The 21,453-nt window shown below is 54.4% G+C and carries 20 protein-coding genes and 3 tRNA genes; 12 read left to right on the top strand and 11 right to left on the bottom strand.

Translation table 11 applies throughout. The annotated features are described in order from the left end of the window. Window position 1 precedes the first annotated feature (1 nt). The gene (locus tag C7433_RS07510) at window positions 2-709 is read left to right on the top strand and encodes a GNAT family N-acetyltransferase (RefSeq protein ID WP_039338805.1); all 708 of its coding nucleotides are present in this window, start codon (window positions 2-4) and stop codon (window positions 707-709) included. 21 nt (window positions 710-730) lie between these two features. Here the strand turns inward: C7433_RS07510 and C7433_RS07505 are convergent, their stop codons facing one another. From C7433_RS07505 to C7433_RS07495, 3 genes are all read right to left on the bottom strand, one after another. Continuing rightward, window positions 731-1,552, bottom strand: coding sequence for a DUF1640 domain-containing protein (locus tag C7433_RS07505; protein WP_158281341.1), 822 nt, complete (start codon window positions 1,550-1,552; stop codon window positions 731-733). Between the two features lie 234 nt (window positions 1,553-1,786). Then, window positions 1,787-4,078: a phosphatidylglycerol--membrane-oligosaccharide glycerophosphotransferase gene (gene opgB / locus C7433_RS07500; protein WP_110267885.1), complete on the bottom strand. Its 2,292-nt coding sequence runs from the start codon at window positions 4,076-4,078 to the stop codon at window positions 1,787-1,789. A gap of 180 nt (window positions 4,079-4,258) precedes the next feature. Next, entirely contained in the window at window positions 4,259-5,272 is a 1,014-nt protein-coding gene (locus tag C7433_RS07495; RefSeq protein ID WP_058702102.1) for a glycosyltransferase family 32 protein, read from the bottom strand. A gap of 502 nt (window positions 5,273-5,774) precedes the next feature. Between C7433_RS07495 and C7433_RS07490 the strand changes: the two genes are divergently transcribed. Next, window positions 5,775-6,725 (top strand): YncE family protein, encoded by a 951-nt coding sequence (locus C7433_RS07490; protein ID WP_033740176.1) that lies wholly within the window; start codon window positions 5,775-5,777, stop codon window positions 6,723-6,725. On the opposite strand, the gene C7433_RS07485 is transcribed toward C7433_RS07490, so the two are convergent. After that, complete coding sequence (locus tag C7433_RS07485) at window positions 6,722-7,276, bottom strand: histidine phosphatase family protein (RefSeq protein ID WP_039338802.1); 555 nt, start codon at window positions 7,274-7,276, stop codon at window positions 6,722-6,724. The two genes, C7433_RS07490 and C7433_RS07485, sit on opposite strands and share 4 nt — an antisense overlap. 585 nt (window positions 7,277-7,861) lie before the next feature. On the opposite strand from C7433_RS07485, the gene C7433_RS07480 reads away from it, so the two are divergent. The 4 genes from C7433_RS07480 to C7433_RS07465 all read left to right on the top strand — a co-directional run bounded on the left by C7433_RS07480 (window position 7,862) and on the right by C7433_RS07465 (window position 12,744). Continuing rightward, window positions 7,862-9,256: an MFS transporter gene (locus tag C7433_RS07480; RefSeq protein ID WP_110267884.1), complete on the top strand. Its 1,395-nt coding sequence runs from the start codon at window positions 7,862-7,864 to the stop codon at window positions 9,254-9,256. A 45-nt stretch (window positions 9,257-9,301) separates the two neighbouring features. After that, window positions 9,302-10,327, top strand: coding sequence for a LacI family DNA-binding transcriptional regulator (locus tag C7433_RS07475; RefSeq protein ID WP_033740178.1), 1,026 nt, complete (start codon window positions 9,302-9,304; stop codon window positions 10,325-10,327). 9 nt (window positions 10,328-10,336) lie between these two features. Next, window positions 10,337-11,323, top strand: a complete 987-nt coding sequence (locus tag C7433_RS07470) for a nucleoside hydrolase (protein ID WP_110267883.1) — start codon at window positions 10,337-10,339, stop codon at window positions 11,321-11,323. A gap of 200 nt (window positions 11,324-11,523) precedes the next feature. Further along, window positions 11,524-12,744 (top strand): MFS transporter, encoded by a 1,221-nt coding sequence (locus C7433_RS07465; protein WP_033740181.1) that lies wholly within the window; start codon window positions 11,524-11,526, stop codon window positions 12,742-12,744. Here C7433_RS07465 and C7433_RS07460 read toward each other — a convergent pair. Together C7433_RS07460 and C7433_RS07455 are read right to left on the bottom strand one after the other, a co-directional pair. After that, window positions 12,741-13,205, bottom strand: coding sequence for a YbaK/EbsC family protein (locus tag C7433_RS07460; protein WP_110267882.1), 465 nt, complete (start codon window positions 13,203-13,205; stop codon window positions 12,741-12,743). The genes C7433_RS07465 and C7433_RS07460 overlap by 4 nt on opposite strands. A 192-nt stretch (window positions 13,206-13,397) precedes the next feature. After that, the gene (locus C7433_RS07455) at window positions 13,398-14,492 is read right to left on the bottom strand and encodes a diguanylate cyclase (RefSeq protein ID WP_006121830.1); all 1,095 of its coding nucleotides are present in this window, start codon (window positions 14,490-14,492) and stop codon (window positions 13,398-13,400) included. A 257-nt stretch (window positions 14,493-14,749) separates the two neighbouring features. Here C7433_RS07455 and C7433_RS07450 point away from each other — a divergent pair, with 257 nt between their 5' ends. Further along, complete coding sequence (locus tag C7433_RS07450; RefSeq protein WP_199227852.1) at window positions 14,750-14,983, top strand: DUF1435 family protein; 234 nt, start codon at window positions 14,750-14,752, stop codon at window positions 14,981-14,983. Window positions 14,984-15,028: 45 nt separating this feature from the next. On the opposite strand, the gene C7433_RS07445 is transcribed toward C7433_RS07450, so the two are convergent. The 4 genes from C7433_RS07445 to rsmC form a co-directional block, all read right to left on the bottom strand. After that, window positions 15,029-15,115 (bottom strand) — tRNA-Leu (locus C7433_RS07445). A gap of 28 nt (window positions 15,116-15,143) precedes the next feature. Continuing rightward, window positions 15,144-15,230: transfer RNA gene (locus C7433_RS07440), tRNA-Leu, on the bottom strand. Between the two features lie 30 nt (window positions 15,231-15,260). After that, window positions 15,261-15,347 (bottom strand) — tRNA-Leu (locus C7433_RS07435). Between the two features lie 159 nt (window positions 15,348-15,506). Further along, window positions 15,507-16,538: a 16S rRNA (guanine(1207)-N(2))-methyltransferase RsmC gene (gene rsmC / locus C7433_RS07430; protein ID WP_039338798.1), complete on the bottom strand. Its 1,032-nt coding sequence runs from the start codon at window positions 16,536-16,538 to the stop codon at window positions 15,507-15,509. A gap of 105 nt (window positions 16,539-16,643) precedes the next feature. Here rsmC and C7433_RS07425 point away from each other — a divergent pair, with 105 nt between their 5' ends. The 3 genes from C7433_RS07425 to yjjG are packed head-to-tail and all read left to right on the top strand — an operon-like array spanning window position 16,644 to window position 18,166. Then, window positions 16,644-17,054, top strand: a complete 411-nt coding sequence (locus tag C7433_RS07425) for a DNA polymerase III subunit psi (RefSeq protein ID WP_006121833.1) — start codon at window positions 16,644-16,646, stop codon at window positions 17,052-17,054. Beyond that, window positions 17,026-17,466, top strand: a complete 441-nt coding sequence (rimI, locus tag C7433_RS07420) for a ribosomal protein S18-alanine N-acetyltransferase (protein ID WP_006121834.1) — start codon at window positions 17,026-17,028, stop codon at window positions 17,464-17,466. Before C7433_RS07425 ends, rimI begins: the two co-directional genes overlap by 29 nt. A gap of 19 nt (window positions 17,467-17,485) precedes the next feature. Continuing rightward, entirely contained in the window at window positions 17,486-18,166 is a 681-nt protein-coding gene (yjjG, locus tag C7433_RS07415) for a pyrimidine 5'-nucleotidase (RefSeq protein ID WP_006121835.1), read from the top strand. 113 nt (window positions 18,167-18,279) lie between these two features. On the opposite strand, the gene C7433_RS07410 is transcribed toward yjjG, so the two are convergent. After that, window positions 18,280-18,948, bottom strand: a complete 669-nt coding sequence (locus C7433_RS07410; protein WP_033740187.1) for a YtjB family periplasmic protein — start codon at window positions 18,946-18,948, stop codon at window positions 18,280-18,282. A 107-nt stretch (window positions 18,949-19,055) separates the two neighbouring features. Here C7433_RS07410 and serB point away from each other — a divergent pair, with 107 nt between their 5' ends. Beyond that, a complete protein-coding gene (gene serB / locus C7433_RS07405) occupies window positions 19,056-20,033 on the top strand; it encodes a phosphoserine phosphatase (protein ID WP_033740188.1) in 978 nt (325 codons plus the stop codon). 13 nt (window positions 20,034-20,046) lie between these two features. Continuing rightward, window positions 20,047-21,429: a DNA repair protein RadA gene (gene radA / locus C7433_RS07400; protein ID WP_006121838.1), complete on the top strand. Its 1,383-nt coding sequence runs from the start codon at window positions 20,047-20,049 to the stop codon at window positions 21,427-21,429. Window positions 21,430-21,453 lie beyond the last annotated feature (24 nt).

Genomic DNA, 21,453 nt, shown 5'->3' with positions numbered 1-21,453 from the left:
GATGGCACAGCACCTCAATCAGTATGGTCAACCGGTAGGGCAATCAATGCCCGACTGGCAGTCACGCCCTTTACCACAACGCGAGATTTTTCAGGGACAGGTCTGTCGGCTTGAACCCTTTAGCGTTGCTGCGCATGGGGCTGCACTCTGGCAGGCCTGGTCACTGGCGGAAGATGGTCGTGACTGGACTTACCTTTCAGATGGCCCTTTTGATGATGAGGCCGCATGGTTAGCTCATGCCAGAACCATGGAGGCGAGTCGGGATCCGCTGCATTTCAGTGTGGTTGATCGAAAAACCGACAGGGCTGTGGGGACGCTATCGCTGATGCGTATTGACGCGGCGAATGGTGTGATGGAGGTGGGATTCGTCACCTTCTCCCGCTTACTTCGGCAGACAAGAATGGCGACAGAGGCACATTTTCTGCTAATGCGTTACGCCTTTGAACAGCTTGGCTACCGACGTTATGAATGGAAATGCGACAGCTGCAATCTGCCTTCTCGCCGGGCCGCGTTACGTCTGGGGTTCCAGTTTGAAGGGGATTTTCGCCAGGCCCGCATCTATAAAGGTCGCACGCGCGATACCAGTTGGTTTTCGATCATTGACAGCGAATGGCCGCAGGTGAAAGCGGGTTTTGAACGCTGGCTGGCAGAGACCAACTTCACCCGTGAAGGCCAGCAACGAGAAAAGCTGGAAACGCTTCGGGGCTGAGATCTGCCCCTGCCTGGTCGTTCAGACAAGCATGTATTTCATGGCCGCCATAAGCAGAGTGGTGGTCATGACCATAAGCAGACGTTTAACCCAGCACATATCGTTTTTTAACCCGCCGACATCCGTCCTGATTTCATCCACATCGGTTCTCAGCGTACTGACATCCATAGTCAGCCTGTTCACATCGGTTTTCAGGCTATTAACGTCTGTTCTCAGCACGCTGACATCACTCTTCAGGCTGTCAACGTCCGTTCTCAGTACGCTGACATCACTCTTCAGGCTGTCGACGTCCGTTCTCAGTACGCTGACATCACTCTTCAGGGTGTCGACGTCTGTTCTCAGTACGCTGACATCACTCTTCAGGCTGTCAACGTCTGTTCTCAGCACGCTGACATCACTCTTCAGGCTGTCAACGTCCGTTCTCAGCACGCTGACATCACTCTTCAGGGTGTCGACGTCCGTTCTCAGTACGCTGACATCACTCTTCAGGGTGTCGACGTCCGTTCTCAGTATGCTGACATCACTCTTCAGGGTGTCGACGTCCGTTCTCAGTACGCTGACATCACTCTTCAGGCTATCGAAGTCCGTTCTCAGTATGCTGACATCACTCTTCAGGCTACCGAAGACGGTTCTTAACACGCTGAGATCGGTCTCCATATTCTCAGACTGCTTACTCAGCCTGAGAATATGCTGGTTATGACGCGTAAAAGCCTGCATGACATCAGCGCGCGAGAGTGCGTTGTCCTGCTGTATCTGCGCAAAAATATCGACCATCACTTCGGCCTGACGGTCATTGATGCCTGCCCGTTGCAGACGTTTAAACGCTTTATGTGTATTCATCATTGCGGTCGCCATTCATGCCTCTTCCCGTTTCATCACACCGTGATGGCATCATGACAGGCAAGCTGAAACAGTCACAGTACAGAGGCAATATCTTGCGGATTAAATCCAAAAATATCAATTAGTTAAACAGGTAATAATCATTTTTTTGCGTGGCGCTTCGCAAAAAGATGAGCGTTTTGCTGCTGCCGACATCGTCATTTCAATGCCGGCAGCCAACGTCAGTGGCGTGACCACTCAGGGAAGGGGAACGACCTTGAGCTCGACCAGACCAATACCGAGTTTGCGCGGATCTTGTCCGGCGATATTGTTGAGGTTACTGAGTTGCGGCTCGGGCGGCGAGAGCGTTAACCGGTGGCTTCCTTCAGGATTGTCAAAACGTAGCGTATGGGTAGAGGGAATCTCCCCCAGCGTCAGCAACTGCTCAGTATCGCCCACCCTGACCGGTATTGGCCGGTGGATGTTCGGACCGTAGGCACGAGCGGTGATCACCAGATCAAAGTGCGCGGGCAACGGATCGACAAACTCAATCGTCACGTCGGGGGCAAGACTGGCATTCGACCAGCGTCCCCAACTTTCCTGGCGCGAAATGCCGCTAAACTGCTTCACACTGGCTGGCGCGCCGGGGATCGCAAACAGAAAGCTTTCAGCGTCATAACGAATCGCATTATCTTCGATGCGCAGCTGTGCCACAGCAAGTTGGTAGCGGGCATTGCTGAGAGTGTCTGCCGGGAACCGGGCCTGGCCTTTCCACTGAGGCGTATCAACGCGTGTGACGGTGGGCTGACCCGCAGGTTGCCCCATCGCAACGCACCAGTCACCGGACAGTGCCAGAGAAGGTTGCCAGATGCGGCCCATTTTGAAACAGCGATCGACCCAGATAAACTTCTCATCTGCTTTGAAATCGGCCAGCTGGAAACGCAACGGCGCGGAGTATTCCCCTTCCGGCAGCGGCTCTATATGTTTATCTGTTACGCGCAACAGAATCGGCAATTTAAAGCTGGTTCCGGAAAAGCTGAAAGTATTTTTGGCCTGATTGATAATAAAACTGTCGATTTTGCTGGGAAAATTCCAGAGCTGAATAATATCGGGCTTCCAGCTTAAAACTTTGGTTTTCATGTCCTCAAACTGACTGGATAACGACACCGCTGACAGACTGCTGCGGCCCAGGCCAATCGCATTATCCCCGCCCAGGATATCCAGCAACGTGGCGCCGTTATCCAGCGTACTGCGTTTCATATCAATCACGTCGGTATCAGGCCGATCGCCGCGAATCACCATAAACAAATCGTGGCGGGGATGCGTTATCAAAAAAGGATGCGCGGTATTGTTCATCGCCAGATGATCGGAGGCAACTACAATCACCGTGTCAGCGAACCACGGGGACGCTTTGATACGGGCGATCAGTCGGGCGATATGTTCCTGTGAGCAGGACACCGCGCTGAACGACTGGTTGGGTTTGCCCGCATAGCTATAGCTTTTGCGCTGGCAACCGCGAGAAATAAAACCGTCGGGATGGTGCGTGTCGACGGTGAGCGCAAACAGCGCAAACCGTTTTTGCTGGCGTGACAGCGAGGCATAAGTGTCATAAACCTTATCCAGCACCGTGTCGTCATAATATCCCCAGTTATTGCGGTACGTGGGATCGCGCACCTGATCTTTTAGCTCCTGTGCACCGTACATATGTGCGGCATCGAAACCGTGGGAATGCAAAAAGACATCTTTGCCTGCAAAGCGTAAATCGGCCCCCTGAATAAACCAGTTCTCATAGCCCGAGTTTTTCAGGATATCGCCCAGGCAGATATTTTGTGGATAAAAGCTGGAAAGGGAAGCGGAGGCATTGCCGTCGAAAGGGGCAAAAAGGGGAATGCCGCATTGCGATGCGACCATACCGGCAATGGTGTAATCCGTGCCGGGCAGTTGTTCGGTCTGACTGAAGTCCAGGCTTTGCTCTTTCTCGCGATTCAATTCGGGGGCCAGACCCGGAAAGGCCATCTGGTCGAAATAGGTGCGCTCCAGGCTTTCAGCGTAGATATACACGACATTAAGCGCAGGCCGCTCAATGCGGTTCTTCGGCACCTTATAAACTGTGTCGAAGTCAGAGTCGTCCCGCAGTGAGTTAGAGGTGATCAGTGCGCTGAGCTGATGAAAAGCCGGCGTGGTCTGCACCGCACCGGCGGCGCAGATAAATGCGACCAGGCTCCAGCCAGGGTGAAAAGGGCGCTTACGGCGTCGGAGCAGCCATGATAAGGCGCAAAAGAGTAAAAACAGCACGATAAGCAGGCCAAGGCCGGGTACAACATATTTGCTCAGGCCCGCACCGGTCAGGCTGTTTGTCAGTGTATACACCACGGCATCGGTAATGCCCTCGCCCGTAAAATAATTGCTGGCAAACAGCGTGGCATTCAGCACGACAAACAGCATGAGCAACACCAGGACGAGGCAAAACCAGATTCTGTTTCGGCCTGCTTTACAGGAATAAACAGCAATCGCGGTCAGAAAAAGGAGCACTGACACGAATTCGGGCAACGTCACATCCTCTTATTATGTGAACCTGTCTCTTCTGAGGGGGACATTTTCATTAAATTGCGGCTCAATCTAGCTTGGCTGTCATCGGGCTGCAACCTGTCTGCCGCCATTTTGGCGGCAGATTCACATTGCCAACAGATAAAAACACGCCATCGCGAATGCTGAAGAACCCGTGACGGATTACGCGCGTTGCTCCTGGGGGGCCAGCAGTCTGGCGGGCGACGACAGAGTTTGATGCATGACTTCACCTATCAGGCTGGAGCGATTGTAAAAGCGCAGCTTAAGGTTGAAATCAAGATGTGTGCGTTCGCGGGCACTCAGTTTGATCACCGGAGGAGGCGTCAGAGGACGTTGCTGGAATAAAACACAGCGGACAAACGCCGTGCTGTTACCGGCATCAACCCTGTGATAATACCCGGCGCTCGCTTCGGCTTTACGCAAAAGGAAATTGACCCGACGATATTCGTCCATCGCCAACTGGTGGGCCAGCGACGGCAGCTCACTGTCAGGATGGCTGAGGTTTTGTCTCAGCGCAGGGAAGTCACTGCGTTTCTTTAACTCCAGTAGATAGTTATGCATACCGACATATTTTACCGGTGCCAGTTGTTTGAGCCATTCCCGGATAAACGGGTTTTGGACGGGCGCGGCGAGAACGCTGGTATCAATCACCGGCCTGAGTGAATGACAGGTGGATTCCTGGCGGTAATAGCCGATCAAATCCCTGGGGCTGAGGCTGTGGGCCTGATGTATCCACGTCAGATCTTCAAACAGTAAGGTATGACAATCAATGCTGATGCCGCCATAACGGAGCAGCAGTTCCAGCCGGATGATGTCGTTTTTTAGCGCCTGCGTCAGATCTGAAGAGATAAACTGCAACTCAGGCAGCCAATGACTCAGCGTTTGCGGAGTCACCAGATGAACATCATGATCCGGATTATCGCGACGAAGTTTGCGAATTGTTAAGGCGACAGAGGCAGGTAACCGTTCGCCAGGCCAATAGAGCCAGACCGTTCTGGCAATGGCAGGCAGTGACTTAGGCACCGCGGTCAGTTCCACATCGTGTTCAAGGCCAGGATCATATTCTGGCGCACTGAGGGCACGGTGCTGTTTCATCGTCAGCAGCATACGGCTGGTGAAGGCGAGTTTTTCCCAATGGCGCCAGAGCGGAAGCAAAGAACGGCGATGCGAAGTCATATTTCACCTGTTATTTTGGTTATTGTGTTTTATGCCGGTCGTCGAAATAACGTGCTTAACTGCCAGCCTGTATCTGAACCGCTATAAAAGCAGACATCGCTGTACTGCAATGCTTATTCGTCTTGCCGGGTGATGTGACGATGGCACGTGGCAACGACGTTTTGAACAGGCGAAATCAACCACGCCAGGTTATTTAATAGAACACAATGTAGTCATTCGCTATGCCTGATAAACACTTTAGGATAAAACGGAAATAACGCTCAGCCGGAAACAAAAATAAATATTTATTCACGCTAATGGTTTATTTGTTTATGACAAACTGAGTCTGTCGTCATGCTGAACATTTAACTTCAAAAAAAACCGATACACTGTGAAGCTGTCAAAGGGATACAGGCTAAATCGGGATAAAAAAATTATTTAGCATATTTTATCAATTCTCAGGTGTACGCAGCCCGATAACCCTTGTCTACGCTTTAAGCTTACCGATGATAAAGGAGATGCCATGTCGTTTGACTCTCGAGGATTACTGGCGATCGACAGACAAACCCGCCGTGCGCTGTTTCTCGATCCCGACACGTTTGCCGTCAGCCAGGCCGTGGACGTGATTCCGACGCGGCTGCATGAACTGCTGATGCTTGCGCCCTGGGGAAAAGCTTTTTTGCCCTTGTACGGCGATGCGATGCGAAGTGAACTCCCGCATCCCGGGCACAAAGTCGCCGTAATTGATCTTCGACGGCGGGAAATTACCGACTACATTGATCTGTCGCCGTCTAAAGCGCCCCACAGCGGTCAGTTAGGGCGGGATGGCAAAGTCTATTTGTGTTGCGAGAATCCAACGGCCGTCGTGGTGATCGACCCGCAGACGCATCGTGTTGAAAAGACCATTCCCATTCCGCTGGATAATACCCATCGCCTGACGCTCTCTCCGAGCGGCCGCAAATTATTTACCGACAACGAGCAGGACGCCACTATCACCGTGGTGGATCTCTGTGAGGCGGAAGGGCGCGTCATTGATACGGTGCTTATGCCGGGCCCCGTTTCGGGTCTGACAGCTTCACCCAAACATCCCTACCTGATCGCCAGCGCCGCCGATGCGCCCTTGCTGTATGTGGTGGATCGCCAGAGTCATCGTATCCGCCAGAGGCTGGCTTTGCCCGATCATCAGCATCCCTGCCAGAAAGTGCGCTTTAGTCCGGACGGGGACTACCTTATGGCAATGGGTGATCAGGAGCCGACTGTGACACTGTTTGACGAGTTGCTTAATCCGCTGGGGCGAATCACGCTGGCTGGACAACCGCTCGATGGCTGTTTCAGCCCGGACAAAAAAAAGCTGCTGATCACGCATGATGACAATAAGACGTTAAGCGTGATTGATTTGATGCGCCAGACCGTGGTGGTGACCGCAGAAGTGGGCGCGGGTTATGAAACGCTGAGCTACTTCCAAATCGATTAAATAAACGGGCGATGATAAATCGCGGAACTCCAGTGACGGCTGCTGGCATGCTTTTCGGCCTGCCAGCCACGCTTACGCAGTTCGCGGGCAATCATTTTGTTCATAATGCCGTGACCCAGCAATAAAACCGTGCCTTTCTCCGATAAGGCGATCAGCCTGTCAGCGGCGCGCGACGCCCGTGCGCGCGCATGTTGCAGTGATTCGGTCTCGCCCGCGTAACCACACAACCACATCGCACGCAGAATGGCCTGCCAGACAAAGGTGGGTAACTGAAGGCGATCGGCCCGCAGCAGCGGAATGCCGACTTCACTGAACAGCGCATCGACATGATGGGGGCGCAGCCCCAGGTGCGCCAGCGAGGAGTGGGCGCGGGGTAACGGACTGCAGACGACAACCGCGGCGTTGCGCGCGATATTGATGCTGCGCTCAGGCGGCCCATCGCTGACCAGCGAAAGATCATAGGCTTCGCACCAGTCCGCCATGCCCTGCGCACTCAAACGGCGGGCAAAAGGGTGGGCGGGTTTGCCGTGTCGCATCAGGATAATGGTCATAACGTGTAAACAGCGTCCTCCAGGTCAGGTGCGGACAGGGCTCTGCGCGACTGTACGCGATACAAACGTGGTGCGTTGTCATTTTGCAGTCACACCTGTATGCGACAACAGCATCTGATGAAAGGTTCTGACGGCCAGTTTGGCTTAATGATAAAAGAAAAGTGAACCGGGTCTAGCGTTATGCTGTTTTTTTGCGCGTCAGGTTACAATTAACTCTCTGATTTTGCGTTAAAAATAGCATCTGATGCAGCTTGATACTAAAGAAAATCTAACAAATTTTCTCAAGTGCTATTGATTTATCTACGCGCGTAGATAAACTAGCTTCCAGTGATTGCTCTCGGTGCCCGATGCACGGTAGGCCGATCGAGGAACAAGTTACATTCGCCAGACTTATACGACCGCTGAAAAATACAGCGGCGAAGCTCGCGATACTGCGGATTCCAACACCAGGGAATCTTTTAACTTTCCTTTCATCATGGTTAGCCAACTGAATGTCGCCACCAGAGCGATTCTTCTGCTTACAGTCAGGGAATTGTCTCTCGGAATGGCATTTATCTATCTGCATATTTTCAAGGGACAGCGTTTATGACGGCACAGCACTCCGTTACGACACAGGCATCACTGCCTTCTACCTCCGCCGCAGATGAGCGGTTTAACACCTCAGCCGGCCGCAAAGATTTTTGGCGCGCTACGGTTTCCTGTTGGTTAGGCACGGCAATGGAGTATGCAGATTTTGCGCTCTATGGCCTGGCTGCGGGCATCATTTTTGGTGATGTCTTTTTCCCCGAACAAACGCCCGCGATGGCACTGCTTGCCAGTTTTGCCACCTGGTCCGTTGGGTTTATTGCCCGTCCGATCGGTGCCCTGTTTTTCGGCTGGCTGGGCGATCGTAAAGGCCGCAAGGTCGTCATGGTCACCACCATTATCCTGATGGGCGCCTCCACCACGTTGATTGGGCTGATTCCCAGCTATGCTTCGATTGGCATCTGGGCGCCGGCCTGCCTGGTGCTGTTACGCTTCAGTCAGGGCTTTGGGGCGGGCGCCGAACTCTCAGGCGGAACCGTTATGCTGGGTGAATATGCACCGGTCAGGCGCCGTGGCCTGGTGTCATCGGTCATTGCACTCGGCTCTAACAGCGGCACGTTGCTGGCCTCGCTGGTCTGGCTGCTGGTGGTACAAATGGACAAGCAGAGTCTGCTGGAGTGGGGATGGCGCATTCCGTTCCTGAGCAGTGCGTTGATCGCACTGGTGGCCTTGTGGATCCGTCGTAATCTGCGTGAAACACCGGTATTCGAGCGTAAGAAAGCAGAGCTTGCCGAAACGCGCGCCCAGGTGATTGCCGCGCATCGTTCTGAAGCGGATACACGCCCGTTCTTTCAGCGCACACGTGCCTTCTGGACAATGGTCGGGCTGCGCATCGGTGAAAACGGCCCCTCTTATCTGGCCCAGGGCTTTATTGTGGGCTATGTCGCCAAGGTGCTGATGGTAGATAAATCCGTGCCCACCACGGCGGTGTTTATCGCCTCATTGCTGGGGTTCCTGATTATTCCGTTTGCAGGCTGGCTGTCTGACCGTTTTGGTCGCCGTGTGGTCTATCGCATGTTCTGCCTGCTGCTGATGATCTATGCCTGGCCTGCTTTTACCCTGCTGGATACGCGTGAACCGGCCATCGTGATTCCGGTGATTGTGGTCGGCATGGCGCTGGCTTCTCTGGGCATCTTTGGCGTACAGGCGGCCTGGGGCGTGGAGATGTTTGGCGTGAATCACCGTTATACCAAGATGGCGGTCGCGAAAGAGCTGGGTTCTATTATTTCAGGCGGCACCGCCCCGTTAGTAGCGGCGGCCATGCTCTCTTATACCGGACACTGGTGGTCGATCGCCGTCTATTTTTCCGTGATGGCCACGATTGGTTTCCTGACTACGTTTGTGGCACCGGAAACACGTGGGCGCGACCTTAACCTGCCAGAGGACGCTATCTGAAACAGGCTATGCTAAAGGCAGTGCACGTTAAGTGAGGAAGGGGAAGTGGCGAAACAGGTGAAAACCGCCGTGACGCGGAGTGACGTTGCTAAAGCTGCCGGGACCTCCGTCGCTGTGGTGAGTTATGTCATCAATAATGGCCCGCGTCCGGTCGCGGACGCGACCCGGCAACGGGTACTGGCGGCAATAGAGCAGACCGGCTATCGCCCGAATGCCGCCGCGCGTGCCCTGGCGTCAGGGAATACCAAAACGTTTGGTCTGGTGGTGCCTAATATCAGTAACCCCTTCGTCGCCTCCATGGCGCATATGCTGCTTCAGGAGTCGCTCAACCACGGCCATGTGATGCTGCTGGGTGATGCCGGCGACGATCGCAAGCGTGAACTGGAGCTGATTCAGGGGCTGCTGAACCGTCAGGTCGACGGTCTGTTTTACACCAGTGTCGATCGCCATCCTTTCATCGATATCATCAAAGCCAGCGGGACACCGCTGGTCATGCTGGATCGGGTCGACCCACAACCCGGTGTCAGCATGCTGCGGGTAGATGAGCGTGACGCGGCGTTTCAGGTGACGTCGCATTTACTCAGCCATGGCTATCAGCAGGTCGGGATGATCAGCGGTCCCCGGGACATGCTGAATGCGCAGGATCGTATTCAGGGCTGGCGCGATGCGCTGCGGGCGTATGGTTTGCCAGCCGATGATGCCAATATTTTCCCCGCAACCTATACACGTGAGGGCGGCTATCAGGCTGCTTTACGTATGATTGCCAGTAAACGGGTGCCGCGCGCCCTGTTTGCCAGCAACGAAGGTCAGGCGATTGGCTGCATTCGCGCCTTCAGCCAGCATGGCCTTCGTGTGCCGGACGATGTGGCCCTGGTCTGTTTTAACGGAACCGATCAATCCGCCTACCATGTTCCGGCATTAACCACCGTGCGCCAGCCGGTTAAAGAGATGGCACGCTGTGCGATTCATATGCTGAAAGCGTGGAATGGCGAGGCACGGATTGAAGCATTCCCACACCAACTTGAGATTGGTGAATCTTGTGGCTGTCGGCCATCAGAACAAAACAAATAAAGCGACCTAATGAAAAGACTGATTATTGATTGCGATCCGGGGAACGGGATTGCCGGGGCCAATACTGATGATGGCCTGGCCCTTTCCCTGGCGTTAGCCTCACCAGGGCTCTCGCTGGAGTTAATTACGACGGTCGCCGGGAATACCCCGAGTGATGTCGGTGCACGAGTCGCTAAAGACTTAATGGCGCGGCTGGGCTGTGCGGTTCCTGTCGTACAGGGGGCAACGCGGGCGTTGTGCGAAGATCCTGCGCCCTGGCGCGCGCTGCTGGATAAGCGGGTCGAACAACTCGACCTGATGGCGTTATGGCAGGGCGTTCCTCAGCCTGCGGCATTACCGGCTGACGGAAACGATGCTGCTGAGGCGATGGGGCAGCTCATCTGTGATAATCCCGGCGAGATCACCCTGATTGCGATTGGCCCGTTGACCAATGTGGCGCTGGCCATGCAGCGTTTTCCCGCCATGGCCGAAGCGGTAGCCGAGATTGTGATTATGGGGGGTGTCTTTGCGCTGGAAGACTACATCAAAGACACGAATTTCGGTGTGGATCCCGAGGCGGCTCATCAGGTGTTGCACAGCGGTGCCGCCATTACCCTGGTGCCGATGGATGTGACAACACAAACCATGCTGACCCAGGCCGATCTCAAACGTCTTACCCGGCATGCTCATCCGCTGACCCGTTTCGTGCGGGAGACGTTGCAGCCCTGGATAGATTATTCAATGCAGACCCGGCATCTGCCAGGTTGCTGGATTCATGACGCGCTGGTTGTCGCCTGGTTGCTTAATCAGCGTGTCGCCTGGGGCACGGATTACCGGGTCGATATTGAGCTCCGTCCGGGAGCCACACGCGGGAAAAGCTGGCGTTATCGTCAACCCCTGCGGCTGGATGTCGGTATCCCACCGGACAGCGGTGCGCTGGTACATGTGCTGCACAGTGTGGATAACGCTCTTTTGCTGTCCATCATTGAGTCGGCATTTCAACACCTTCCTGAATAACGTACAGGCGATTCGTCGCCTGACCTGCTGGCAGAAAGTCAGACACGCTTTCTTACAGCCTGATCCACTGCCTCACAATTACGCAATACGCTCTCCTCCTGAACATGATGTATACATTTGATTAACAATCACATCACTCTTCGTTAGCCACCAGAAAATTTTTGGGCGGAGCGCCAGAGTGTCTCAGAGAGGAGACTTGTATGCTTGACTGGACATCGACCCAGCGCAATGTGGCTTTCGCCTGTTTTGCCAGTTGGACGCTGGACGCTTTCGACTTTTTTATTCTGGTGTTTGTCCTGAGTAATCTTGCTCAGTACTTCCATAATTCCGTCACCGACGTGTCGGTCGCTATCATGCTGACGCTGGCGGTGCGCCCATTGGGTGCCTTACTGTTTGGCCGGATGGCGGAAAAATATGGCCGCAAGCCTATCCTGATGCTGAATATCGTCTTTTTCTCGGCGTTTGAGCTGTTGTCCGCCTGGTCACCCACCTTCACCGCATTTCTGGCCTTTCGTGTTTTCTACGGTATTGCCATGGGCGGAATCTGGGGCGTGGCATCCTCGCTGGCGATGGAGACAATACCCGATCGTTCACGCGGTCTGATGTCGGGACTGTTCCAGGCGGGTTATCCCTGTGGCTATTTGCTGGCGTCCATCGTGTTCGGTCTGGTTTTCGACATGGTAGGCTGGCGCGGCATGTTTCTTATCGGCGCTGTCCCGATTCTGTTGTTGCCGTTCATCTACTTTAAAGTCCCGGAATCCCCGGTCTGGCTGGCTGCGCGTGAACGTAAAGAAAGCAGTGCCCTGATGCCCGTCCTGCGCCAGCACTGGAAAATATGTATTTACATGGTGCTGCTGATGGCCTGTTTTAACTTTTTCAGCCACGGCACGCAGGATCTGTATCCGACTTTCCTCAAAGTGCAGCATCAGTTTGATGCGCACACGGTCAGTATTATTGCTATCGCCTACAACATCGCTGCGATGCTGGGGGGCATTTTCTTCGGTACGCTGTCAGAACGCATTGGGCGCAAGCGAGCCATTATTATCGCGGCGCTGCTGACGCTGCCTGTGTTGCCGTTGTGGGCCTTTTCCAGCGGTTCCTGGACGATTGGTCTTGGTGCCTTCCTGATGCAGTTTATGGTGCAGGGTGCCTGGGGCGTGATCCCGACTTACCTGAACGAACTGGTTCCGGGAAACGCAAGAGCAGTGTTGCCCGGCTTTGTTTATCAGTTGGGGAATCTCATTGCGTCCGTCAACGCGACGCTACAGTCGCGCATTGCTGAAGCGCATGGCGGCAATTACGGTCTCGGTATGGCCATTGTAGCCGGGACGGTGGCAGTATTGATTTGCCTGTTTGTCGCCTTTGGCCGGGAAACGCGCGGCATGACAATTTCGGGAACGGTGGCAAAGCAGACGCACTAGCGCGTTTCACAGACATCTACCCATTTTGCCGCAGTGAGTTCAGCCATTTGCTGCGGCGAAATGCGGACAGCGCTGTGAATCGATCCTGCGGCAGGCAACACTTCATCAAAGCTTTTTAACGAGATATCGCAATACACGGTCACCGGGTTTTCCAGGCCAAAAGGGCAGACGCCGCCCACAGGATGCCCGGTCCAGCTAATCACTTCGTCCACACTCAACATGCGCGCTTTCGCACCCAACACCGCTTTCAGCTTACGATTATCTAACCGTGCATCACCGCGTGTGACCACCAGGATCACCTCATTTTTCACTTTGAGTGACAGCGTTTTCGCAATTTGTCCCGGTTCAACACCGTGAACACGTGCCGCCATTTCTACCGTTGCCGTACTGTATGGCATCTCAATGATGTCTATTTCCGGCGCACGCTCGGCAAAAAACTGGCGTACAGACTCCAGGCTCATTTTTTACTCCCGACTAATCGAAGGCGTAGAAATTGCCATAAGCCCGCGGTGGTGTAAACGGCAGAGCGAAAGAATAGGTAACAGAATGCATAACGGTACGTTAACAGAGAGCTATGGCCGTCAGGCCGGGGACAGACAGCCCCCGGTGATGTACGTGCCGACGGCTGGTGGTCCTGCGACCCGGCACGGCGGTTAGCCGATCTCGCTGACGGTATTGTGAAGTACGGGGAGATCTTCCCAGGCGAGGATGGTATTGCGCCCCTGATTTTTTGCCACGTAAAGCGCACGGTCGGCGTTCGCAACCGCCTGATCAAATTCATCATCGTAAATAGGGGCAATGCCTGCGCTGATAGTCACATGCGTAGAAACGCGCTCATTAAACATATGCGGTATTTCCAGGTTGACGACATATTGCCGAATACGTTCAGCCAGTTTCATGGCAATCGAGGCATTCACATTGGTCATCAGCACAAGAAATTCTTCGCCGCCATAACGGGTTACCACATCACGTGACCGAACGGCGTCACGAATAGCGACGGAAACGCGGGCCAGCGCCTGATCGCCCATCGCGTGGCCGTAATTATCGTTGTAGGCCTTAAAATGGTCGATATCAAGCAATAACACATAATGGCTGCCCGCATGATTATCCAGAATGTTATCAAGGCGGTTCTTCAGTCCGCGGCGGTTATATAAACCGGTTAACGGATCGAGCATACTGAGATCGCTAAACGATTCTTTCTCTTCATATAATTGATACATTAAGCGCAGTGTAAAATCTTCCGAACGTCGGCGCATTAAATGTTGTAAAGAAAACCCGATCAGCGGCAAGGCAATGGTCAATAAAATCAAGGGCAAATGCTGTCCGTGATCCAGCATCAGCACGGTGAGCATTGCGGGCGTGATGTGCAAACAAAACGCCACTAAATAATCGCTTAAGGCAATCGCACTGATAAAAAAAACGCACAGCAGACTGACAATCAGAAATCCACCATCCGTCAAAGAAACAAACTGGTAGCGGTGCTGAATATGCCACGCCCATAACCCGCCTAAAATCAACGCCACAGGATTTAACAGGGGTAATTTTAGTTTTGCCTTTATTAAACACGTGGCCAGCATCGTCATACTGAAGAAAGCCACCATAATCACCGGTACAGTAACTTGTGTTTCATTGTTTTCTGCTAAAGGGAGCAGACAAAATAGTGAAACTGCAGCGTTTAAAAACAAAAAGAGCATGAAAGAAAGGCGGTATTTGCTGTGTTTCAATTCATCATAAGATTCTATTTTCATTATTAATACTCGTGACGGCCCTGAAATAACAAAGCAAAAGCCGGCAAATGATTTCAGCCGATCGACAGATTTAATATTGCTGTTATAAATTGTGTAATCAGCCGCAATTTAGCATTTTCTTGTTTCTCTGTCATCTTCCCGCCGGGCCACAAAAAACAAGCTGCGCATTGAGAATAGTTATCATATGATAATGGGAATGGTTATCATCCATGTGATCAGGTACTGTCCTGACAGCGATGACAGATGAGGAGACGATGATGCGCGGGATAAAACTGGACAGTGCATGGGCGGGCGTACTGGCCTGTGCGGTAATACCAGCCATGACGCTGTGGCAACCCAGCTTCGGGCAGTGGCGTATGATGATGTTGGTGGCGTTACTGCTGACAGTGCTGATGCTGTTTAATCAGCGGATGCGGCATTATGTGTTACTGCCTTCCTGTCTGGCGCTGGCGAGCGTGCTGGCCGCGATTAGCGCGAGATTAACCGGATAGTAACAGTAAAAAGGGAGCAGAAGAAAAAGAGAGGGAGGACAACGTTGGTGCGAAGAGAGGGACTTGAACCCTCACGTCCGTTAAGACACTAACACCTGAAGCTAGCGCGTCTACCAATTCCGCCACCTTCGCATCCTGTTGTCTTTTCATATCACCGCATTGGTGCGAAGAGAGGGACTTGAACCCTCACGTCCGTTAAGACACTAACACCTGAAGCTAGCGCGTCTACCAATTCCGCCACCTTCGCGCAGTGCTCGCGATATGAAATCTGTGATTTTGGTGCGAAGAGAGGGACTTGAACCCTCACGTCCGTTAAGACACTAACACCTGAAGCTAGCGCGTCTACCAATTCCGCCACCTTCGCATACCCGTAATACGTTACCGTATTACAACCACGGAGGCGCATTTTAGAGATTTTACTCAATGCGTCAACACATATTTCGCCAGACGGAAACGATCGCTGCAAAAAGCAACGTTTTCAGCCTGGCAACACGCAAAAAGGGCGAAAAAGGCAGAAAAAAGATTAACGGGCTTTCGCACCGCGACCGTAAACGGCACGGTAAACTTTGAAGCGACCGGTCTGCGCCAGCACTTCATGATTGCCAAAGGTTTCGTCCAGCACCTGGGGATAAGGCAGGAAGGCATTCGCCACAATGCGCAGTTCTCCGCCGCTGTTAAGGTGCTTAACGGCACCACGAATCAGCGTTTGTGCTGCATCCAGGCTGGTCTGGGTGCCTTCATGAAACGGCGGGTTGGAGATAATCATGTCAAAGCGCCCGGTGACATCGGAAAAGACGTTACTGGCAAACACTTCGCCTTCCAGACCGTTAGCGGCCAGGGTGGCTTTGCTGGCCTCGATTGCGGCGGCATGGACATCGCATAACCACAGGCGCACTTTGGGCGAATGCGCCGGTAACGACGCCGCAATCACGCCTGCACCACAGCCGATATCCAGCACTTTGCCTTTGGTATGGGGCGTGAATGTTGAAAGCAGTAACGCGCTGCCGGCATCCAGGCCGTCGCGGCTGAAAACGCCAGGTAAGGTATGGATGGTCAGGTCATCCAACTGATAGCGGTTGCCAAAGGCCGAAGCATCAAAGGCGGGCTGCTTCTCCAGACGTCCGTGATAAAGACCGCAGCGACGCGCACTGTCGATTTTTTCCAGGGTCACCCACTGCTCCAGCATGCCTTCTGCGCTGCGCACGCCGCTGCGGTTCTCACCGACGACAAACACATCACAGCCGACGGGCAGTAACGACAGCAGGTTCTGCAACTGAAACTGCACTTCAGGTTTGTTTTTGGTCCAGAAGTAAACCAGCGTATCGCAACCCTGCACATCGTCGGCCTGCGCAACCAGTCCATAACGCGCCTGGTCGCCCAGGCGGCGGCTCAGGTTTTGCCAGTGATGATATTGCTGGGTATGCACACGGGAAGCGGCGGTCTCCAGTTGTGCGGGCAGGTCATCCTGCAGGTCGCCAGCAAATAAAACGTGGCGGGTGGAAAATTCATCACTGTGGCGCAGAATGACTTCACTGGCCGGGGTAAAAGCAGACATGTCGGGCTCCTGTAAGATCTGAGCGGAGATTATAGTGGTTTGTTGGCGCATGTTCGATGGGTTTGCTAGCATAGCGTCGCATTCCGCGAGCAAAGCAGGTATACCATGACGTCCAGGCGCGACTGGCTTTTACAGCAAATGGGGATAACGCAGTATCAACTGCGCCGCCCGCGCGTGCTCCAGGGCGAAATCGCCGTGCGGCTTTTGCCGGATACCCAACTGATTATCGTGGCGGAAAATCCGCCCGGTTTGCAGGAGCCTTTCCTGCGTGATGTTCTGCACACGCTCGGTCTGAAACCCACTCAGGTCATGACCGTTACGCCGGATCAGCTGCAAATGCTGCCGGAAACGTTGAACTGTGCAGGGTGGTTGCTGGGCGTTGAGAGCGAGCAATCCTTTAACGGCGTGGCATTATCGAGCGCCTCTTTCAATGAACTCCTGAGTAGCGGTGCCGCCCGGCGCGCGCTCTGGCAACAAATGTGTGAACATGACAGCCATTTCTTTTCTCACGCCTGACGCGATTCCCCAGGCTTTCGCGATTGAGTGCCGTAGCCATGCGTTTCCATGGCGCGAAGAGACCTTTATCAGCAACCAGGGCGAGCGGTTTCTCAACCTGCGGCTGGATGTCGAGGGCCAGATGGCCGCCTTTGCCATTACCCAGGTGGTGCTGGATGAAGCTTCGCTGTTTAATATCGCTGTCGATCCGGCGTATCAACGGCGCGGCTTCGGGCGGGCGCTGCTGCAGCATTTAATCGATCAACTGCTTGCACGCGATGTGATGACGCTGTGGCTGGAGGTGCGTGCGTCCAATGCACCGGCCATCGCGCTGTACGAACAGCTGGATTTCAACCAGGTCAGCCGCCGTCCCAACTATTACCCTTGCGCCAGTGGCCGTGAAGATGCCCTGATCATGGCGCTGACGCTGTAGCCGCTTGTAAGGAATGTCGATGTTAGATAACTGGGATTGCATTCTGTTTGATGCAGATGACACGCTGTTTCACTTTGATTCGTATGCCGGCCTGCAACGCCTGTTTGCCGGGTACGATGTCCGGTTTACCGACCAGGATTTTGCAGATTACCAGGCGGTCAACAAGCCGTTATGGGTGGAATACCAGAATGGCCAGTTATCCGCACTGGAGCTTCAGACTCGCCGCTTTGCCGGCTGGGGGCAAAAACTGAGCGTGGCGCCCGCCATTCTTAACGATGGCTTTCTGTCAGCGATGGCGGAAATTTGCCTGCCGCTGGAGGGCGCAGACAGCCTGATGACGCTGCTACACGGCCGCGTCAAAATGGGCATCATTACCAACGGCTTTACCGCCCTGCAGCAGCGCCGTCTGGAGCGTACCGGCTTTCTTGATTACTTCTCTGCGCTGGTGGTGTCAGAAGAAGTGGGCGTGCCTAAGCCTGACGCCAGAATCTTTGACTATGCGCTCGCGCAGCTGGGAAACCCACCGCGCGATCGGGTGCTGATGGTCGGCGATACGCCGGAATCCGATATCCTTGGCGGCATGAATGCCGGTATTAAAACCTGTTGGGTTGACCATGGGACGCGCCCCTTGCCTGACGCAATTAAACCCGACTGGCGGGTGAACACGTTATCAGAGCTGGAAGCGCTGCTCAGAGGCTGACTCTCGCCCGAAGTGCAACGTCAGTAAGGCCCGTGAAACGGGCCTTTTACATTGGGCTAAGCGTTAAGGAAAGCAGGAGAGGGCTGTCAGACGTTGACCTGTAAACCCTTCCGTCACGCGGAAGGTTTCGCGGCGTCGTCTTTTTTCTCATCCTCTTCGTCATCCTCTTTCACAGGCGTACTGGCCGTGAGCAAAAACGGAGACTGCTGCCAGCGCGTGCGACGGTCGCGCAGTAACGTGCGACTCAGGATGATGCCAATGGCCAGCGCCAGCAGCATCATCAGGCGCAGAATATTGGTGGTGTTATCCACCTGGCGTGATTCGGTGACCAGCACGTGCGTATCCAGCGTAACGCGCAGAAAGCCAGCAGGGCCATTGCTGCCGCTGAGCGGCTGGACAATTTGATGATTAAAGTAACTGCCCGCGCGCTTGCCATCCAGCGCCAGCCGATCGCGCACGTTGATATTTTCGCCGCTGTGCGCCACCAGGCTGCCATCGCCTGCATAGACGGACGCATCCAGAATACGGCTGTTGTCGGTCATCTGACTGATGATGGCCTCAATCTGGCTACGATTGTCTTCGCTGTTATCCATCAAGGGTTTCAGACTGAAGGCCACCTGCCGGGTCAGCGTCTGGGCCAGCTCTTCTGCCTGTTCAGAACGGGCCATTTGATGGCCAAGGCTAAACCAGGATGCGCCTTGCATAAGCACCACTAACAGCGCCAGTGAAATCAAAACAATCACCGTGCGATGTAAGCGAAATTTCAGTGCGGTTTTAGCCATTAATTATCCGAATCACGTGACGACAGAAAGCCTGGATATTATGTTGCCAGAAGCAGCGCAGACAAGGTAGCCTCTTGCGTGGTTTTGTTGTTCCTACAGGAGCCCTGATGTCAAATCATCTTACCTGGTGCGATCTGCCTGCTGATGTCTCTCTCTGGCCGGGGTTGCCCCTTTCACTGAGCGGTGATGAAGTCATGCCGCTGGATTACCGTGCTGGCCGAACCGGCTGGTTACTCTATGGTCGCGGTCTGGATAAACAGCGTCTGACCGATTACCAGCATCAGCTTGGGGCCGCCATGGTGATCGTCAGCGCCTGGAACGTTGACGACTATCAGGTCATCCGCCTGGCGGGCTCCCTGACGCCGTTTGCCAGCAAACTTGCGCACGAGCTGGCGCTGGACGTAGCGCCGCTGGGGAAAATCCCCCACCTGAAAACGCCGGGCCTGCTGGTTATGGACATGGATTCTACCGCCATCCAAATCGAATGTATTGATGAGATAGCCAAACTGGCGGGCTGCGGCGAGCAGGTGGCAGAAGTCACCGAGCGGGCGATGCGCGGCGAGCTGGATTTTACCGCCAGCCTGCGCCAGCGCGTGGCGACGCTAAAAGGGGCGGATGCCAATATTCTTAAGCAGGTGCGCGACGAACTGCCCTTAATGCCGGGTCTGACCACGCTGACCAAAAAATTACAGGCGCTGGGCTGGCAGGTCGCGATTGCCTCAGGTGGCTTCACCTATTTTGCCGAGTTCCTGCGCGATAAGCTGCATCTGGCGGCAATAGCCGCTAATGAACTGGAAATCCGGGACGGAAAACTCACCGGCGAGGTGCTGGGTCCTGTCGTTGACGCACAGTACAAAGCAGAGACGTTGAAAAAGCTGGCGAAGCGTTTTGAGATTGCGCCAGAGCAGACCGTGGCGATCGGCGACGGTGCTAATGATTTGCTGATGATAAAAGCGTCGGCGCTGGGCATTGCTTACCATGCCAAACCGAAAGTCAATGAGCAAACCGCCGTCACGATTCGCCATGCCGATTTGATGGGCGTGTTTTGCATCCTGACCGGTAGCCTGATTCACGAAGAGCGTTAACTGAGGAGTTGTTTTGGCCAAAGCGGCAAAACGCGCATTTGTCTGTAACGAGTGCGGCGCAGATTATCCACGCTGGCAGGGGCAGTGCAGCGCCTGTCACGCCTGGAACACGATTACCGAGGTCCGTATTGCGGCCTCACCGGCGGCGGCGCGCAATGAGCGCCTCAGCGGTTATGCAGGCAATGCCGGAACCAGTCGGGTGCAAAAGCTGTCCGAAATCAGTCTGGAAGCCTTGCCCCGTTTTTCGACCAGTTTTAAAGAGTTTGACCGCGTGCTGGGTGGCGGTGTGGTACCGGGCAGTGCCATTCTGATTGGCGGTAACCCCGGCGCCGGGAAATCGACGCTGCTGTTGCAGGTGATGTGCCGTTTAGCCGAGAGCATGAAAACCCTCTACGTCACCGGGGAGGAGTCATTACAGCAGGTCGCTATGCGCGCCCATCGTCTGGGATTGCCGAGTGACAATCTGAACATGCTGTCGGAAACCAGCATTGAGCAGATCTGCCTGATTGCGGAGCAGGAGCAGCCGCAAATCATGGTGATCGACTCGATTCAGGTGATGCACATGGCGGATATCCAGTCGTCGCCGGGCAGCGTGGCGCAGGTGCGTGAAACGGCCGCCTATCTGACGCGTTTCGCTAAAACCCGTGGCGTGGCAATTATCATGGTGGGCCATGTGACCAAAGACGGATCGCTGGCCGGGCCAAAAGTTCTGGAGCACTGCATTGACTGCTCCGTCCTGCTGGACGGCGATGCCGATTCCCGCTTCCGGACGTTACGTAGCCATAAAAACCGCTTTGGTGCCGTCAATGAACTTGGCGTATTTGCCATGACCGAGCAGGGCATGCGTGAGGTGAGCAACCCGTCCGCCATTTTCCTGTCGCGTGGTGAAGAGATCACGTCCGGCAGTTCGGTCATGGTGTTATGGGAAGGCACCCGTCCTTTACTGGTTGAGATTCAGGCGCTGGTGGATCATTCGATGATGGGCAATCCGCGTCGGGTTGCGGTCGGTCTGGAACAGAACCGCCTGGCCATTCTGCTGGCAGTGCTGCATCGTCATGGCGGTTTGCAAATGGCGGATCAGGATGTGTTCGTCAACGTGGTCGGCGGCGTGAAAGTCACGGAAACCAGTGCTGACCTGGCCCTGATGCTGTCGATGGTGTCCAGCCTGCGCGATCGCCCTTTGCCGCAGGATCTGGTTATCTTTGGCGAGGTCGGACTGGCCGGAGAGATTCGTCCGGTGCCCAGCGGACAGGAGCGCATTGCTGAAGCGGCTAAACATGGCTTTAAGCGGGCGATCGTGCCGGCGGGTAACGCACCGAAAAAGCCGATTGAGGGCATGCGCGTATACAGCGCGAAGAAGCTGGCGGATGCGTTGGCTATCCTTGATGATCTCTAAGCGAGTCCGTTTGTCCGGTGGCCG

It is taken from the genome of Pantoea sp. PNA 03-3 (assembly GCF_003201175.1).
Lineage (GTDB): Bacteria > Pseudomonadota > Gammaproteobacteria > Enterobacterales > Enterobacteriaceae > Pantoea > Pantoea stewartii.
Note: the sequence above shows the minus strand (reverse complement) of the source record. Positions and strands in the feature narration are given on the sequence as shown.

Excerpts from the sequence above, each read along its gene's own strand:
- C7433_RS07450 (WP_199227852.1), top strand. The coding sequence starts at position 14,750 with ATGCGCGGGATAAAACTGGACAGTGCATGGGCGGGCGTACTGGCCTGT.
- C7433_RS07480 (WP_110267884.1), top strand. The coding sequence starts at position 7,862 with ATGACGGCACAGCACTCCGTTACGACACAGGCATCACTGCCTTCTACC.
- rsmC (WP_039338798.1), bottom strand. The coding sequence starts at position 16,538 with ATGTCTGCTTTTACCCCGGCCAGTGAAGTCATTCTGCGCCACAGTGAT.
- yjjG (WP_006121835.1), top strand. The coding sequence starts at position 17,486 with ATGTTAGATAACTGGGATTGCATTCTGTTTGATGCAGATGACACGCTG.
- rimI (WP_006121834.1), top strand. The coding sequence starts at position 17,026 with ATGACAGCCATTTCTTTTCTCACGCCTGACGCGATTCCCCAGGCTTTC.
- C7433_RS07465 (WP_033740181.1), top strand. The coding sequence starts at position 11,524 with ATGCTTGACTGGACATCGACCCAGCGCAATGTGGCTTTCGCCTGTTTT.
- C7433_RS07485 (WP_039338802.1), bottom strand. The coding sequence starts at position 7,276 with ATGACCATTATCCTGATGCGACACGGCAAACCCGCCCACCCTTTTGCC.
- C7433_RS07460 (WP_110267882.1), bottom strand. The coding sequence starts at position 13,205 with ATGAGCCTGGAGTCTGTACGCCAGTTTTTTGCCGAGCGTGCGCCGGAA.
- C7433_RS07470 (WP_110267883.1), top strand. The coding sequence starts at position 10,337 with ATGAAAAGACTGATTATTGATTGCGATCCGGGGAACGGGATTGCCGGG.
- C7433_RS07505 (WP_158281341.1), bottom strand. The coding sequence starts at position 1,552 with ATGATGAATACACATAAAGCGTTTAAACGTCTGCAACGGGCAGGCATC.
- C7433_RS07510 (WP_039338805.1), top strand. The coding sequence starts at position 2 with ATGGCACAGCACCTCAATCAGTATGGTCAACCGGTAGGGCAATCAATG.
- C7433_RS07410 (WP_033740187.1), bottom strand. The coding sequence starts at position 18,948 with ATGGCTAAAACCGCACTGAAATTTCGCTTACATCGCACGGTGATTGTT.
- C7433_RS07425 (WP_006121833.1), top strand. The coding sequence starts at position 16,644 with ATGACGTCCAGGCGCGACTGGCTTTTACAGCAAATGGGGATAACGCAG.
- C7433_RS07455 (WP_006121830.1), bottom strand. The coding sequence starts at position 14,492 with ATGAAAATAGAATCTTATGATGAATTGAAACACAGCAAATACCGCCTT.
- C7433_RS07490 (WP_033740176.1), top strand. The coding sequence starts at position 5,775 with ATGTCGTTTGACTCTCGAGGATTACTGGCGATCGACAGACAAACCCGC.
- serB (WP_033740188.1), top strand. The coding sequence starts at position 19,056 with ATGTCAAATCATCTTACCTGGTGCGATCTGCCTGCTGATGTCTCTCTC.
- C7433_RS07495 (WP_058702102.1), bottom strand. The coding sequence starts at position 5,272 with ATGACTTCGCATCGCCGTTCTTTGCTTCCGCTCTGGCGCCATTGGGAA.